The organism is Streptomyces sp. BK022, assembly GCF_004217355.1.
Lineage (GTDB): Bacteria > Actinomycetota > Actinomycetes > Streptomycetales > Streptomycetaceae > Streptomyces > Streptomyces griseoluteus.
The window spans coordinates 473,504-488,062 of the sequence record NZ_SHKU01000001.1; the positions used below are offsets into that span (position 1 = coordinate 473,504).

Below are 14,559 nucleotides of genomic sequence, written 5' to 3' on the forward strand. Positions count from 1 at the left end.
ACGGGGACCGGCGGCACCGGCCCGTGCGCGGTGGTCGGGACTCACGGGGTGCCGCGTACGGGGGCTCATGCGGCGGTCGGGTCGGGGCGTGCCCAGGCGGCTTCGGCGGCGAGGCGTTCGGACCACTGGATGTGGTTCTCGTCGAAGGCGGCGTCGGCCAGGTGTAAGCGCTGGACCTCGCCGGTTCCGGCGGGCGGGTAGGTGTGCTGGATGTCGCGCCACAAGCGCTGGAGGACGTAGTCGCGGTCGAAGGCGTGGGCGCCGTGCAGTTCCATGGCGTCCTGGGCCGACTGCGCGGCCCACTGGTGGCCGAGGTACTTGGCGTTGATCAGGTCGGCGTCGCAGGGCAGGCCCTGGTCGAGAAGGTGCACGGACTGGTAGGCGAGTATCCGGCCGGCGCGCAGACGGGCCTCCATGCCACCGATGCGGTCCCGCAGTACGGGCAGGTCGGACAGGCTGCCCCGATAGCGAGGACGGGTCTTGAGACGAGCAGTGGTGGCGGCCACGACCGCTTCGTGAATGCCGAGGCTCACGGCGGCCAGGTTGGGACGGCCGTACAGAATGCTGCTGCTCTGGGCCACGCTCAGCCCTCGACCGATCTCTCCGACCACGTTGTCCTCGGGAACACGGACGTGATCGAGGTCGAGTCGGCCGGCGGAGAAGCCGTGCAGACCGAGGCCGGGGCGGTGCTCGGGGACCGAGAGCCCGCGGCGGCTTGATTCGACCATGAACGCGGTCAGCGCCTGGGATGTGCTCACGCCCGCTTCGGCGGTGCGGGCGACGACGAGGTGGGCACCGGCGAGGTGACTATTGCCGATATGGACCTTGCTGCCGGTGATCACCCACTCGCTGCCGGCGCGTTCGGCTGTGGTTTCGATGCCACCGATGTGTCCACCGGCCTGTGGTTCGGTCACGGCGATCGATAGCAGCAGGGAACCGTCCGCGACACGGGGCAGCCAGCGGCCCTTCTGCTCGTAGGTGGCGAAGTGCAGCAGGGCGCCGACGGGGATCAGGGTGGCCTGCAGGATGGCTGCGGCAGCCGCCGAGATCCGCGCGATGCGGTGGACCAGGATGGTCTTGGCCACATGTCCGGCACCCAGCCCGCCGAAGGCGGCCGGGATGGTGACGGCGAACCAGCCCCGTGCGGCCATCAGGTCGGCGACCTTGCGCTCCACCCTGCCCGGAGCGGCCTCCATACGCGCGGCGCGCGGCGCGATGTGCTCGGCCGCGAAGGCGTCCGCCTCGTCCCACAGCACTTCGTGGCGGGCGGTGAGGTAGGGGCGCAGCGCCGGTGGCGGTGTAGTGGGTGTGGCGGACATGGTCTCCCTCTCCCTGGGCGAAGGTCGCAACGTGGAGCGGCCGGGGATCGCCTACGGCTCCCGGGTGGGGGTGGTGGAACGGCCTAGCGGACGGGGGCGCGGACCATGTGGTCCATCACCTGGGCACCGGCGTTGATGACGATGTCCCTGAGCCGTCGGGCCTCGCTCAGGGGGCGCTTCTCGGGGTCGATGACGCACACCGTGCCCAGCACGGTGCCGCTGTCATGGACGAGCGGGGCGCCGAAGTAGGAGCGGATCCCGACGGCGTCGACCACGTGGTTGCCGCTGAAGCGCGGACTGGCGTGCACGTCGTGCAGCGGGAGAGCCTTCTTGCGGGCCATGACCTCCGGGCACCAGCCGTGGTCGCGGCTCATGGTGCGGCCGACGATGAAGTACCCGCTGTCCGCCGGCGGCTGGTGCAGCCCGACGAAGGTCTGCTCCTCCAGGAAGAGATTGACGAACCCGTACAGGAACCCGGCCTTGGCGGCCATGTCGCGGGCCAGGTCGTCGAAGTCCTCGCTCGCCACGAGAGGCACGCCCAGGCGGTTGAGCAGCTCGTACCGCTGCGCCAGCTCCGGTGGCTGCTGGGTCTGCGGCCCGGTGACGGCGGTGGCGGGCGGGGTGATCGGCCCGCAGGCGGCGTCCCGCGTGCCGCGTCGCGGCAGGGACAGTGCGGGTGGGGCGGTCGGCGATGCGAGGTAGGGGTTGGGGTGATGTGACATCAGGCGTCCTGGAGGGTGGTAGTGGGCGTGTGGTGAACGCGGGTCACGGAGGCGTTCTTCACGGCGTGGCCGACGAGGGTCAGCAGGACGCCAGCGACGTGGTTCGGGTCGCGGGCGTCACAGGTGATCACCGGTACGGAGGCAGGGAGTTCGAGGGCAGTGCGGACCTGCTCGGGCTGGTAACGGTGCGCTCCGTCGAACTGGTTGATGGCGACGATGAAGGGCAGGCCGATGTCTTCGAAGAAGCTGATGGGGGTGAAGCTGCTCTCCAGACGGCGGGTGTCGACCATGACGACCGCCCCGACGGCGCCGCGGGAGAGGGCGTACCAGAGGTCGACGAACCGGTCCTGGCCGGGCGTGCCGAACAGGAACAGTTCCAGGGGTACGGGCGCGTCGGGCAGGCTGAGGCGGCCGAAGTCGAAGGCGACCGTGGTGGTCTGCTTCGCCTCGATGCCCGCCAGGCTGTCCACGTCTGCGCTCGCCTCGGTCAGGTACTCCTCCGTGCTCAGCGGCGCAATCTCGCTGACGGCGCCTACGGCGGTGGTCTTGCCCGCGCCGAAGCCCCCGGCGATCACGACCTTCAGCACGGTCGGCGCGGCGCCGACGCGCGGGTGCGGCGAAGTACGCAGCACCGCGCCCGGGTCATCCGGCCTGGGGGTAGGCGATGGCATCAGGCCACTTCCTCTTCAAGCCCGCTGAAAGGGCTGCCAGCAGTTGGGTAGACGGACCGGATTCCGCGCCCGTATCGGCATAGGGGTGGGTGAGGGGGACGACCAAGGCGTCGGCGTCCAGGAGGTCCGAGACGAGGATCTTGACGGCGGTGACGGGCCGGCCAAGTCGTCCCGCCAGTTCGACCACCGATCGTCGGCGCTCCCGGCACAGGGCGAGGATCTCCTCGCATTCCTCGGCCTGGGCCGGGCCGGGCCTTCCCCGTCCTGCTTCCAGCACGGTTTCCAGACCGAGCAGGTGCCGCGGCCTGGTCCGCCCGCGCGTCAGGGTGTAGGTCCGCACGAACATCGACTCCTCGGTCGCGCGGCCGTGTGTGCTCACCGGACCTCTCCGCCAGTGCCGACGCGGACCGGGATCAGCATGTAGGGGGCGAACTTCTGGACGAGGCGCCCCATCTCGAATCCGACGGTGCCCGCATCGGCGTCCGTGGTTGCGATGACGGCGAGGATCGTGTCCACCTCACCGCGTTCGTTGCCGGGGTGGTTGTCGAAGGCCGCGCTACGCCCGGCGCTTTGAACGAAGAAGAGGCAGTCGTCGCGCTCGATGATGACCTGCCGGGCCGGCCTCTTCTTGTGGCTGGGGCCGGTGATGTTCGCCGCGAGGGAGGCAACTCCGCTGAGGGCGGCCGACAGTTCGTCCGCCCAGTCCTTGTCGACGTCGCTGTCCAACAGCCGCAGTCCGTCGCGCGACAGCAGGACGGCGTGCGTGACGCCCGGGACGGCGGAGGCGAACTGACGCAGCAGCCAGGCCATGTTGTCCCGCTGTCCGCTTGCAGTTGTCCCGGTTACGGGCGCGTCGCCGGTCACGTTGTCCATCGCGGGGTGGGTGCTCATAGGGATCGCTCCAGAAGGGGGAAGGGCCCGTGGAGGTAACGGGCCACCGGGAACGTCGAGGGACGGGGGTTCAGGGCGCGGGCTGCTCTGCCGAAGCGGTGGAAGAACCGGCTCTCCCGCCGGCCTGAATGCCGTTTCGGAAGGCGGCTGCGAGCCCTGGCGTCGCCCCGGTCACGGGGGCTTGCTCCCGCTCGCGCGATGGACGGAACGAGCCGGCCTGACGTCTACGCGTGGGAAGAGCGGGCGCATCAGCAGAGTGACCCGCCTCTACGGCTCCTTGTGCCCCCACATTGCTGGGGTGGGTGACCTGGCCTGCCGTCGGGACGGCTGGAGCAGCGGCGACCTGCTGCGGCGGAGCGGAGGGGCGGGCTTCCTGGGGTCGCGCGGTCGCATCGTCGACAGAGGGAATCGCTACCAGGAGGCGTGTCGGGATGACGACGAGGGCGGTGGTCCCTCCTGTTACGTTCTCCTGCAGGAGAACGGACAGCCCGTGCGACTGGGCGATCTTCGCGGCGACCAGCAATCCGAGTTGGCCGGCCCGGACTTGGCCGCTGACGTCGACTTCGTCGGGGGCTTTGAGCAGGTGGTTCATCTGCGCCCGCGTCTGCGGATGCATGGGGATAGCCCGGTCCTCGACTTCGACCGCCAGCCCGTTCGCCACGCGCTGCGCACGCACCATCACCTTCGTCGCGGGATCGGAGCACTCGCAGGCGTTCTCGATCAGCTCGGCCAGCAGGTGCGTCAGGTCCGGGCCCACATGGCCGGGAAGACCTAGCTCGGCGCCCACGGACCCGGCGGCGACGGACACACGTGGATACTGCACGACCTCGGAGACGGCGCCGCGCAGTGCCGTCGCGACGGGAATGGGCCGGCGCACGCTGCGCAGGGACTGGCCGCCCAGCACCGCAGTGCTCTCGACCTGGCGACGCATCCGCGTCACGAGGTGGTCGATCTCGAAGATCTTGGCCAGTAGCTCCGGGTCGTCGGTCAGCATCTCCAGCTCGCTCAGTGCCTGGAGCGCCTTGCCGACCAGGGCGTGCTCGCGCATGGCCAGACGGCGCAGCACTTCCAGGAGGACGACGGACTGGGACTCGTCGTGCACCCGTATCAGCGACGCGATGGCCTGCACCTGGAGGGCACTCAACGCCGTGTTGATCTCGGCGTTCGGACCGGCCGACGTTGGCGCCTGCAGGTCCGGCAGCGGCGGGCGTCCCCCGCGGCACAGCTCATCCGCCGACCACTGCACCGACTTCTCGACAGCCGCCGCTGCCCCCGCAACCGCTGCCAGTGCCGCTGCCCAGTCCTCCTCCGCGGTCGCCTGCACGGCCCCTGCCGCCGTACGCGCTCCGCGAGCCGCCGCCGTGGCGACTCCGGCCAGTCCGCAGACCAGGCAGGCCAGGAGCCACCCGGGGCCTACGGCGGACACCGACCAGAGGGGGAAGGCGGCACCCAGCAGCGCGGCTAGCAGCACCAGGGGCAATGCCACGGCGCGGCGGACACGGTGCAGCGTGAACGCGTCGATCGGAGGTCGCCGTCTGCGGTGGCCGGTAGCGGCCGGCCGTGCCGGGAAGGCGCTGTCAGGCATGGGAATCCTCGTCAGGTGGGGGTGGCTAAGCGTGTTGCGGCGTCAGGTCTGCGCAGGTCTGGCGAGTGCTGCGTGGAGCCGAGCGGGGCGTCGGAACCGCGACCGCGCTGCGGTGGTGGGAGGAATGCGTCGACAGGAGCTGAAGGAGCCGGGCGCTCTGGATCAGGCCCATGTGGCTGAATGCCTGCGGGAAGTTGCCGAGCTGGCGCTGTTGGACGGGGTCGTACTCCTCGGCAAGGAGCCCGAGGTCGTTGCGCAGCGCGAGGAGGCGTTCGAACAGGGCGTGGGCCTCGTCGAGGCGGCCGATCAGGGCCAGGGCATCGACGAGCCAGAAGGAGCAGAGGACGAAGGTGCCCTCATCGCCCTTCAGGCCGTCCACCCCGGTACGGTCACCGATGGTCGGGTAACGGCGCACGAGCCCGTCCGGCGAGGAGAGTTCACGACGCACTGCGTCCACGGTGCCGATGACGCGGGGGTCGTCGGGCGGCAGGAAGCCGACGCGGGGGATCAGCAGCGTGGCGGCGTCCAGCTCTCGGGAACCGTAGGACTGGGTGAAGGTGTTGCGCACCGGATCGAAGCCCTTGGTGCAGACCTCGTGGTGGATGGTTGCCCGCAGCTCGATCAGCGGGGCTACGTCGATGTGGAGGGCACCGGCCTCGGTCAGGCGGATGGTGCGGTCGACCGCCACCCAGGCCATCACCTTGGAGTGGACGAAGTGCCGGCGTGCTCCGCGGATCTCCCAGATGCCCTCGTCGGGCTCCTGCCAGCGCTGTGCCAGGTTCTCGATGAGTCGCTGGTGCAGCACGGCGGTGGCGGCGCAGTGGGCGACACCGCTCTCGTGCGCGAGGTACAGAGTCTCGATGACCTCGCCATACACGTCGAGCTGCAGTTGGTCCGCCGCCCCATTGCCGACCCGTACCGGGGTCGAGCCCTCGTAGCCGGGCAGCCAGGACAGCTCCCGTTCCCGCAGGTCACGCTCTCCGGTGATCCCGTACATGATCTGCAGGTTTTCCGGATCACCGGCCACGGCGCGCAAGAGCCATCGCCGCCATGCCTGCGCCTCCTGCCGGTACCCGGTCCCCAGGAGCGCGGCCAGCGTCGTGGAGGCGTCCCGCAACCAAGTGAAGCGATAGTCCCAGTTGCGGTTTCCGCCGATCTCCTCTGGCAGCGACGTGGTCGGCGCCGCGACGATTCCACCGCTCGGCTCGTACGTCATCGCCTTCAGCGCGATCAAGGATCGAACCACGGCCCCGCGATATGGCCCCTCGTAGGTGCAGTCCCGTGTCCAGTCCTGCCAGAACGTGAGCGTCTCGGTCAGCGCGGCCTCGGGGTCGGGAACGTCGGGCGCCGCTGCGTGGGACGGGCACCAGCTGAGGACGAACGCCACGCTCTGCCCCGCGGCGACGGAGAAGACACTGACCATGACGCCGTCCTTCTCCACCTGCGGGACGCAGGTGTCGAGCCACAGAGCGTCCGCGCCAGCCTCCGCGATCATGCGCCCACCGACTTCGTGAATCCACGGGCTGACGCTGCCGTACCCCGGCCGTGGACGCATGGCCGAGATCATGGAGACCTCACCGGTCAGGCCCTCGACGATCCGGATCACCTGCGGTGCCCCGTCGCGCGGTGGCATGAAGTCCAGGACATGGACCGAACCGGCCTCGGTGCGCCATACCGATTCGAGGACGAGCGAGTCACCGCGGTACCGGCGCTCGGCGACTGCTTCGGAGCTGGAACGGTCGGCAGGAGCGGCCGGAGCGATCCGCCAGGTGCCGTGTTTCTGCGTGCCGAGCAAGCCGGTGAAGACGGCCGGCGAGTCGAACCGGGGCAGGCACAGCCAGTCGATCGAACCGTCATCGCAGACGTGGGCACTGGTCTGCATGTCGCCGATCAATCCGTACTGCTCGATGCGCGGAAGCCGTTTCATCGTGTGGATCTCCGTGAGCCCCGCAGGTCCGGGGCGGTATCGGGGCCGCCGCAGCGGCCGGGAACGGTGGGACGAGCAGAGGCCGGTGGTTACCGGAGCGAGGAAGGGGCGTTCCGGGGCGGCGGCAAGTCCTCGTCGGCCCCTGCAGGGCCGGCCGCGCGCTCGCCGCGAAGAACCAGCCAGGCCATCGGCCCGAGGACCAGCCCGATGACGACGGCCCCGGTCACCGTCATGTCCGCGGTACCGAAGCGGCGAAGACCAGACAGGCCAGGGCGACGGCGAAGACCGCCCCGCGCAGCGCGTTGATCTGCGGCTTCCGCCAACGCCGCCCGCGCTTCGATCGGATCGGCCCGGGACCGCCCCGTTCCACGTGTGCCATCAGCTCCTGGGTGGCTTCGGCGAGCTTGACCAGGTACACCCGGCTCGGCATGTAGCCCTCGGGAATGCTTTCGGAGCAGAGCCCTTGCGCTCGCACCAGGACGGGGCTGCCCACAGCGGTTCGTGCTCCCAACTGGGCGACATGACCGCGCAGAAGCCGAACGAGGTCCTCCACATCGGCAGCGTTCTCGGGCAGCGGTGAATCCTCGCCCAGCACGAGCGTTACCGTCTCCGACGCGGCAACCACGTGATCGCGCTCTGGCGCCAGCACCACGGTGGCGGACTCTCGCCGCCCGCGCCCGCCTCCGAGCTGGCTGTCGTCTCGGCGAGGGTCCAGCGAAAGGCGCATGACACAACTCCTGTTCGGATCAAGCCAAAGTGAGCCCAAGTCACCAAGTGGCACCGACGACTGACGTGCGAAGTGAGTGATCTGGTCGCTACGTTGAGCGAACCGTGAATCACGGCCGAGCGGTATGCCCACACCGCCCGCAGGGCCGTCAAAGGCGTCAAAGATCATTTCGGAACCGAGGGGCAGTACATGGCCCGTGAACGCAACGTCGCCCTCGCCGCACTTCTGCGCGAAGCAGGCTGGTCCCAGCCACAAGCAGCCGCCGCGGTAGCCCGCGTGGCCGCGGAGAGCGGAGTGCACGAACTCGACGCGATCTCCCGCTCGCACATCGCCATGTGGGTCCAAGGCACAAAGCCCAGTGGCAGAGCGCCGCATATCCTGCGCGAGACGCTGTCCCGCAGACTCGGCCGCCGCCTCTCCCTGGCCGATCTCGGGCTGGAAGAAGCGCCGACAGGCACGACCGACAGCGGTTCCGACTGGAGCGTCGACCCTCTGACCGCACTGGCCGAGCTGGGAAGCGACGATCTCGATATGCACCGACGCAAGCTGCTGGCCACCGCCGCCTACTCCGCGGCCGGCCTTGCCCTGCCCACTACCTCGTGGTGGGCAGCCGCCCCCGCTGCAGCGGCGAACCGCCGACCGGCCTCCTCGCGCTCGGTGATCCAGGCGGACATCGACGACGTCCGCGATCTCACGGTCTACTACTCCGCGCGCGACCAGCAGCGAGGTGGCGCATCCGGCCGCAAGGCCCTCGCCAGCCACCTGCTCGACGGTGCGGTACCGCTGCTCGGCGGCCGATTCCGTACAGATCAGCTCCGCCGCGACGCGTACTCCGCCGTGGCGGAGATGACTTACCTCGCCGGTTGGATGGCCTTCGACGCCAGTGAACACCGCACTGCCCAGCGCTACCTCACCATTGCCGCCCGCATCGCGGCGGAAGCTGGAGACGGGCCGCTCGGTGGTCACGTCCTGCGCGCCCTCGCCCACCAGGCCGTGGACCTCGGGCACCCACGCCGGGCGCTGGCCCTGGCCGACGCCTCGATGTCCCGAGACCGCTACGGCCAGGCCAGCCATCGTGAAAAGGCGCTGCTGGCGATCGTCCATGCACGCGCTCTCGCGTCCGACGGCGACCGGGCCGGCACCCTCGCGGCCATTAGCCGCGCGGAGCGGGACCTCGCCCGCGCCGACGCCACCGAGGCACCGGCCCGCGTCAGCTTCTTCCAGGAAGCCTCCCTCGCCCACGAGACGGCCTGCGCTCTGCGCGACATGGGCCAGCCTCGGGACGCGGAGATCCACTTCAAGCGCAGCGTGGCCACGCGCCGACGCCAGCAGTTCGCCCGTACCCACAGCGTGACGCTCGGCTACCTCGGCGCCGTCCAAGTCCAGCAGGGACGCCTCGACGAGGCATGCGCAACCTGGAACGAAGCACTCGACGCCATGGCCGGTATCCAGTCCGGGCGAGCCCGCGACGTCATTGTCCGCATGCAGAGCGACATCTCGCCCGTCCGGCAGCGCGGTGGTCGCCACGTCGCCGAACTTGACCGTCGAGCGCGAGTCATGTTGCGCGCCATAGGCTGACCACAGAACGGTTTCGCGGCGCTGACCGGAGGCCGCCGCGCACGATACGCCCAGGGAGAGGAACGAGCGCTGATGCCGACCTACGAGGTCAAGTCGATCGCAACGGTCGTCGGCGGCCACACCCGCGTACAGGACGACTACCAAGGCGGGGTCGAATCGATCATCCGGCTCGACGACGCGTATCCCCTCGAAACGCTGCAAGGAATCGAGGAGTTCTCCCACCTGACCGTGACCTGGCGCTTCCATCTGGCCCGACCCGAAGACGTCCAGCTCCACGCACGCAGTCCAAGGGGAAACCAGAACTGGCCGGCGACCGGCACGTTCGTCCACCGCAACCACCGGCGCCCCAACCAACTTGCGGTCAGTTACCCGCGGTTGCTCAAGGCCGAAGGCAGGGACCTCCTGGTCACTGATCTCGACGCCGTCGACGGGACGCCCGTGATCGACCTGGCACCATACTTCGAACAGATGGGGCCTCAGGGCCCGATCCGTCAGCCCGCATGGCCTGGCGAGATGCTTGAACCGAATTACTGGGCGAAGGCAAGCGAACGGCCCTCGGAGCGTCCCCTGTAGGGGAAGTGACTGAGCTGCCCGAATCGTCAACCGCATGGCCGGGAACCTGCTGGAAGTCTGGCTCAACCCGCAGCCCTCGCGTACCGGAACTCACACCACGTCTCCTTGCCGCTGCTCTCCCACGCGTCTGAGATCGCATCGACAAGCCGGATCCCGCGACCGGATTCACCGTCGGGTCCGGCTTCCTTGCGTACAGCTGGGGCCGGATTGTGATCGGTGACCGAGACGCGCACCACGTCGACGGCCACCGTGATCCGGAGCACGACTTCTCCCTCACCGTGAACGACAGCGTTGGTGACCAGCTCCGAGACGGCCAGTACGACGACCCCCGCCACCGGCTCCGAAACACGGCACTGCCGCAGGAACGCCCCCGCTGTCCGCCGCATCTCCCCAACTTTCCCGAGATCAGGGAGAAAGGCCGCCTGACAGCCATGGGATGCCGCCGGTATGCCTGCCCTCGCCGATGTGCTGTGCCGGTCTTCGTGAACCGACCTCGCGCATGACACGCCTGCTGTGGCGGCAAAGCTACGGATGCCCCCGTCGGGCGGGGTCTCCTCTTGGAGCCTGGTCATGGGGGCTATCGCACCGCGTGGCGACACCGTCGACCAGGGGAATCCAGAGGGGGAAAATCTGTCAAGGGGGAAAGCTGGAGGGGGAATTAAGGCCATGATTGGATTCCGCCCACCAACAGAGGTCACACTCATGCCAGATCCGTTCGCCGACCTGCTCCTGCGGCTTCGGCAGGATGCGGGCCGGACGCAGGAGGAGCAGGCAGAGGCGATCAACGCCGTCTCCGGCCGGGACACCATGACCCGCCGAGAGATCAGCCGCTATGAGAACTTCGAGAACATCCCTACCAATCACACAATCGCCCACATCGCGGCGGCCTGCGGTGTCCCCTTCGAGGAACTACAGCGGGAGGCCAAGGCTGCCCGCGCTCGGAAGAGAAAGGGGCATGCCAATGCAGGGGAGGACCAGGACGCCGTGAAGCGTCGCACGCTGCTGGGTGGCGCCGCTGCCGGCGTGAGCGCGGCTGTCGAGCCCTGGGGGCGCCTCGCCATCGCCCTCAGCAAGGGGTCCAAGATCGATTCGCCCTCCGCCGGCGCGCTCATCGACCGGGCTGCTGAACTGCACGTCCAGGAACTCAACCTCAGTGCCCGGCGGCTACAAAGCACCGTCGAGTCGCATCTTGACGCGATCACCGCGGCTCTGCCCCGTGCCGGCAACCATGAGCGGGCTCTCACTATCGCCGCCGGAGAAACCGCCGCCCTGGCCGGTTGGGTGGCCTGGGACCTGGGTGAGCACGACAAAGCCGACGCCTACTACAAGGTCACGTCGCAGTGCGCGACGACCGTCGGGCACCCTCCGCTCCGAGCCCTGGCCCTGACCTACAGCAGCTACGGCGCCTCGACGCCGACAGCGAAGTTGGAGTTGCTTTCCCAAGCGGCCAGCGATGTGCGAGGCCACGGCAACGCTACTGCTGCCGCCTGGGTCCTCGGCAGGCACGCCGAGGAGGCTGCGGCGGCCGGCGACGAGATGGGGGCGCTCCGGGCGTTGGAGCGAGCGCGCTTCGCCTACGACTTCGCGGATCACAGCAACGAGCAGGCGTGGGTCCGGTTCGTGACCCCGTACCGCATGGACTCGCTGGCCCTCTCTGTATACGGGCAGTTGGGGCGTCCCGAACTCACCGCTACAGCAGACGCCGCAGTCGACCGCCTCGGAGACGAACTCCGGACGGAGGCGTTGTGGTTCTCGGTGATCTCGCTTCGGCCCTGCTGCGTGGAGGTGACGTCGACCAAGGGGTCTACGTTTCACGCCAGTTCGCCGCAGCAGCACTGGCCAAGCCCAACACGATGGGCAAGGATCGCGCATCGACAATCGCAGCGTCGCTCCCCGACTGCGAGCAGGAACTCAGCCGCCATCTGCGGCAGTTCGCATCCTGAGTCCCCGCGCGGCACGCGGACAACCCCAGGACGCGAACGCAGTCGAACGGCCGGTCCGTCGCTCCGCAGACCTATGCCGTCTCCTCGACAACCCAGGACAGGTACGCTTCCGACCCGCCACTCACGGGCAGCGTGATCCACTGGGGGACGTCGTACGGGTGTTTCTCGTGCAGCCACGCCTCCAGTGCCGGGAGACGGTCCGTCGTAGTCATGTACGAGATCCGCCACTCCTGCGCCGTCTCAATCTTCCCCTTCCACCAGTAGAAGGCTGTGATCGGCGCATCGATGTGAACGCCCGCTGCCAGCTTGCTCTCGACCGCGCCACGGGCCAGCGCCTTCGCCTGATCCTCGTTGTCGCTGGTCGTCTGCGCGATCACAATTTCGTTGGCCATGCAATTACCTCTCCAGTTCGGGTGCCGCGACCCTATCTAGCCGGTGGGGGCCGACCCCAAGGCCATCCGGGAGGCAGTCCGGACGTTGTCAGCGCTGCTCCCAGTCATAGGGCAGGTCGTCTAGAAGGTCCGCCTGGGGTGGTCGGCGGTGCCGGGCCGGCACTTCGAGGCGGTGGACCCACGGGTGATCCCCGTACGTTGCGAGGATGGCTTCGGCGAGCCAGATCCTCTGTGCCGGCCCGAGCGTCGGAAGTACTGCGGTGAGGTCTGTCTCATCCTTGGGCCGGGGGCTCTTGGCTTTGTAGTAGAGCTGGACTTCAGGGCGCAGGTAGGGGATGCCGGCCGTGCTGATCGCGCCCAGCTCCGCGACGGGGCGGTGCACGGCGGTGTCGCGGCGGGACACCCACAAGCCGTCTTGCCCTTCGTCCAGCATGACTTGGAGGCGCCACGGCTTGCCGGGCTCAGGGCGGCACCAGATGTCGTGGACGCCCATGGGCAGGTACTCGTCGGGGAGCCAGGGACGAAGCTTGCCGGGCGGATCAGCCGCCCACCACTCCCATCCGGCGAGCACGTGCTGGGCGGCGTGCTGGTCTTCGCGCAACAGCAGGACATCGATGTCGCCGTGCTCGCGGATCGCGTGTCCAACGGCGAGTTCGATGGCGTGGCCGCCCGCGATCCACCAGGTGCAGCCCGCTCGTGAGAAGAGGTCAGCGACTTCAGCTAGCGGGGCAGGCTCCCACGCGGACGGGTCGGTCGTCATCTTCGGAGCGTAGCCGCTCAGCGGCAGGTCAGGTTCTCGTTGGACAGGAGCCCCTTGCCGCCACCGCTGCGGTGCACTCGCGCGATGCGCGCGTCGCCGACAAGAGGAACGTTGGTCCGGCGGGTGGGCCAGAGCCAGTGAGACGGATCAGACCGTCGGCCGCCTGTTGGAGGGGGAGAGCGCCATACAGGGATCCCGAGACCGGGGAGGTAGCGGGGCGCGACCCGGGCCGGCTCAGCGTGGGCCTTTGCGGTCATCGCCTCATTTCCTACGAGTCAGGCACGCGGCACGAGCATGATGGTGTGGGGAGAGACGGCCACGGTCAAGGTCCTCCGGTTGACCAAGTGAGCCAGTGAGATGATCAAGCGGGAGATTGCTCGGTGAGTAGGGGGTTGACCATGATCAAGGGCGCCGCGCTGCGAGGGTATTTATTGGAAGAGGCGCTTGCCTGGCTCTTGCGCTCCTCTGGCTACCGCCTGCTGGTGCATGAGAGTCAGGACCCCGAGGAGCTGGCCACCGACGGGAACACGCTTCGGGTGCGGGGCCGGGGAGCACTGCATCAGGTCGACGCACTGGGGGAGTTCGCGTTCACGCCGGCGTTCTCGATGCCGGTGCGGCTGTTCCTGGAGGCGAAGTTCTACCAGGAGCGCTGCGGACTTGAGATCGTGCGAAACGCCCACGGCGTGCTGCACGACGTGAACGAGAACTTCGTGATGCACGCCGGTAGAAGGCCGCGGCAGCGGTACCAGTACGCGTACGCCCTGTTCTCGACGAGCGGGTTCACGCCGGACGCCCAGAAGTACGCCTTGGCCCACCAGATCTCGCTGGTGGATCTGTCGGGCGCCTCGTTCGCATGGCTGCTTGGGACGATCGGTACCACTGCGTGGACGCTGGAGCAGGCACAGTTCCACCTCGGGGCGTCCGGGACATTCCCGGTGACGTGGATGCGTACGGAGCTGCGCAAGGAGCTGGGGACCTGGACCGCGTCTGCTGGGCTGCTGCCGACGTCGGCGCCGGCGGATGGCAGATTCCGGGAGGAGGCTCAGGCGGCGATCGCCGGCTTCGCAGCCGCGCTTCACCAGAACAGCGGTGCCGAGTTGCTGCTGGGCTTCCCGTCGGCACCATTCATCCTGCCGCTGGCTGTCAGCGATCACCTGGCGTTCACCACGTACGCGGATGCCCAGCCGGACCATGCAGTGCGCATTCGGCGACGCGGCAATGGCGGTTCGGCGGAGTGGACGCTGTCGCCGCTGGGTGAGGAAGGTGCGTACGAGCTTGCCTTCAAGCTGCCGAAGCAGGTGGAGGACTGGATCAGTGACGTCGAGGGGAAGGAGCGGCGGCGCACCCTAGAGGTTAAGGAGCAGTTCCTTTCTGCAATCACGATCTACCGGATGAACGGCGGTGGCGTGCGGGCGTATCAGCTGCGCTACGAGGCGAGTTCTCTCTCGCACTTCTGATGCCCAGCGAGGAG

General features: G+C 68.7%; 15 protein-coding genes. 4 read left to right on the top strand and 11 right to left on the bottom strand.

Features of this window, described 5'->3' with window-relative positions:
• Positions 1-65: 65 nt before the first annotated feature.
• From EV284_RS02180 to EV284_RS02215, 8 genes are all read right to left on the bottom strand, one after another.
• A complete protein-coding gene (locus tag EV284_RS02180; RefSeq protein ID WP_130329671.1) occupies positions 66-1,319 on the bottom strand; it encodes an acyl-CoA dehydrogenase in 1,254 nt (417 codons plus the stop codon).
• Between the two features lie 83 nt (positions 1,320-1,402).
• Positions 1,403-2,041 (bottom strand): GAF domain-containing protein, encoded by a 639-nt coding sequence (locus tag EV284_RS02185; protein ID WP_130329673.1) that lies wholly within the window; start codon positions 2,039-2,041, stop codon positions 1,403-1,405.
• Positions 2,041-2,628, bottom strand: a complete 588-nt coding sequence (locus tag EV284_RS02190; protein WP_165425464.1) for an ATP/GTP-binding protein — start codon at positions 2,626-2,628, stop codon at positions 2,041-2,043. The genes EV284_RS02185 and EV284_RS02190 overlap by 1 nt, the downstream gene beginning before the upstream one ends.
• Positions 2,629-2,683: 55 nt before the next feature.
• Entirely contained in the window at positions 2,684-3,091 is a 408-nt protein-coding gene (locus EV284_RS02195) for a DUF742 domain-containing protein (RefSeq protein WP_057608332.1), read from the bottom strand.
• A complete protein-coding gene (locus EV284_RS02200) occupies positions 3,088-3,603 on the bottom strand; it encodes a roadblock/LC7 domain-containing protein (protein ID WP_130329675.1) in 516 nt (171 codons plus the stop codon). The genes EV284_RS02195 and EV284_RS02200 overlap by 4 nt, the downstream gene beginning before the upstream one ends.
• A 70-nt stretch (positions 3,604-3,673) precedes the next feature.
• A complete protein-coding gene (locus EV284_RS02205; protein WP_130329677.1) occupies positions 3,674-5,188 on the bottom strand; it encodes an ATP-binding protein in 1,515 nt (504 codons plus the stop codon).
• 25 nt (positions 5,189-5,213) lie between these two features.
• Positions 5,214-7,115 (bottom strand): glycoside hydrolase family 15 protein, encoded by a 1,902-nt coding sequence (locus tag EV284_RS02210; protein ID WP_130329679.1) that lies wholly within the window; start codon positions 7,113-7,115, stop codon positions 5,214-5,216.
• Positions 7,116-7,344: 229 nt separating this feature from the next.
• Positions 7,345-7,842, bottom strand: a complete 498-nt coding sequence (locus EV284_RS02215; RefSeq protein WP_242625524.1) for a DUF6415 family natural product biosynthesis protein — start codon at positions 7,840-7,842, stop codon at positions 7,345-7,347.
• A 189-nt stretch (positions 7,843-8,031) separates the two neighbouring features.
• Between EV284_RS02215 and EV284_RS02220 the strand changes: the two genes are divergently transcribed.
• Both EV284_RS02220 and EV284_RS02225 read left to right on the top strand, forming a co-directional pair.
• Positions 8,032-9,420: a Tat pathway signal protein gene (locus tag EV284_RS02220; RefSeq protein ID WP_207228888.1), complete on the top strand. Its 1,389-nt coding sequence runs from the start codon at positions 8,032-8,034 to the stop codon at positions 9,418-9,420.
• A gap of 72 nt (positions 9,421-9,492) precedes the next feature.
• Positions 9,493-9,993, top strand: coding sequence for an SAM-dependent methyltransferase (locus tag EV284_RS02225; protein WP_130329681.1), 501 nt, complete (start codon positions 9,493-9,495; stop codon positions 9,991-9,993).
• 62 nt (positions 9,994-10,055) lie between these two features.
• Here the strand turns inward: EV284_RS02225 and EV284_RS02230 are convergent, their stop codons facing one another.
• A complete protein-coding gene (locus EV284_RS02230; RefSeq protein WP_130329684.1) occupies positions 10,056-10,565 on the bottom strand; it encodes an ATP-binding protein in 510 nt (169 codons plus the stop codon).
• Positions 10,566-10,695: 130 nt separating this feature from the next.
• On the opposite strand from EV284_RS02230, the gene EV284_RS02235 reads away from it, so the two are divergent.
• The gene (locus EV284_RS02235; protein WP_242625525.1) at positions 10,696-12,072 is read left to right on the top strand and encodes a helix-turn-helix transcriptional regulator; all 1,377 of its coding nucleotides are present in this window, start codon (positions 10,696-10,698) and stop codon (positions 12,070-12,072) included.
• Here the strand turns inward: EV284_RS02235 and cutA are convergent.
• Both cutA and EV284_RS02245 read right to left on the bottom strand, forming a co-directional pair.
• Positions 12,008-12,328, bottom strand: a complete 321-nt coding sequence (gene cutA / locus EV284_RS02240) for a divalent-cation tolerance protein CutA (protein ID WP_130329686.1) — start codon at positions 12,326-12,328, stop codon at positions 12,008-12,010. The two genes, EV284_RS02235 and cutA, sit on opposite strands and share 65 nt — an antisense overlap.
• Before the next feature lie 88 nt (positions 12,329-12,416).
• On the bottom strand, positions 12,417-13,088 hold the full coding sequence (locus tag EV284_RS02245) for an amino acid transporter (RefSeq protein ID WP_242625526.1): 672 nt from the start codon (positions 13,086-13,088) through the stop codon (positions 12,417-12,419).
• A 398-nt stretch (positions 13,089-13,486) separates the two neighbouring features.
• On the opposite strand from EV284_RS02245, the gene EV284_RS02250 reads away from it, so the two are divergent.
• Entirely contained in the window at positions 13,487-14,545 is a 1,059-nt protein-coding gene (locus tag EV284_RS02250) for a restriction endonuclease (RefSeq protein WP_130329688.1), read from the top strand.
• Positions 14,546-14,559 lie beyond the last annotated feature (14 nt).

Excerpts from the sequence above, each read along its gene's own strand:
- EV284_RS02180 (WP_130329671.1), bottom strand. The coding sequence starts at position 1,319 with ATGTCCGCCACACCCACTACACCGCCACCGGCGCTGCGCCCCTACCTC.
- EV284_RS02185 (WP_130329673.1), bottom strand. The coding sequence starts at position 2,041 with ATGTCACATCACCCCAACCCCTACCTCGCATCGCCGACCGCCCCACCC.
- EV284_RS02200 (WP_130329675.1), bottom strand. The coding sequence starts at position 3,603 with ATGAGCACCCACCCCGCGATGGACAACGTGACCGGCGACGCGCCCGTA.
- EV284_RS02205 (WP_130329677.1), bottom strand. The coding sequence starts at position 5,188 with ATGCCTGACAGCGCCTTCCCGGCACGGCCGGCCGCTACCGGCCACCGC.
- EV284_RS02210 (WP_130329679.1), bottom strand. The coding sequence starts at position 7,115 with ATGAAACGGCTTCCGCGCATCGAGCAGTACGGATTGATCGGCGACATG.
- EV284_RS02215 (WP_242625524.1), bottom strand. The coding sequence starts at position 7,842 with ATGCGCCTTTCGCTGGACCCTCGCCGAGACGACAGCCAGCTCGGAGGC.
- EV284_RS02220 (WP_207228888.1), top strand. The coding sequence starts at position 8,032 with ATGGCCCGTGAACGCAACGTCGCCCTCGCCGCACTTCTGCGCGAAGCA.
- EV284_RS02225 (WP_130329681.1), top strand. The coding sequence starts at position 9,493 with ATGCCGACCTACGAGGTCAAGTCGATCGCAACGGTCGTCGGCGGCCAC.
- EV284_RS02230 (WP_130329684.1), bottom strand. The coding sequence starts at position 10,565 with ATGACCAGGCTCCAAGAGGAGACCCCGCCCGACGGGGGCATCCGTAGC.
- EV284_RS02235 (WP_242625525.1), top strand. The coding sequence starts at position 10,696 with ATGCCAGATCCGTTCGCCGACCTGCTCCTGCGGCTTCGGCAGGATGCG.
- cutA (WP_130329686.1), bottom strand. The coding sequence starts at position 12,328 with ATGGCCAACGAAATTGTGATCGCGCAGACGACCAGCGACAACGAGGAT.
- EV284_RS02245 (WP_242625526.1), bottom strand. The coding sequence starts at position 13,088 with ATGACGACCGACCCGTCCGCGTGGGAGCCTGCCCCGCTAGCTGAAGTC.
- EV284_RS02250 (WP_130329688.1), top strand. The coding sequence starts at position 13,487 with ATGATCAAGGGCGCCGCGCTGCGAGGGTATTTATTGGAAGAGGCGCTT.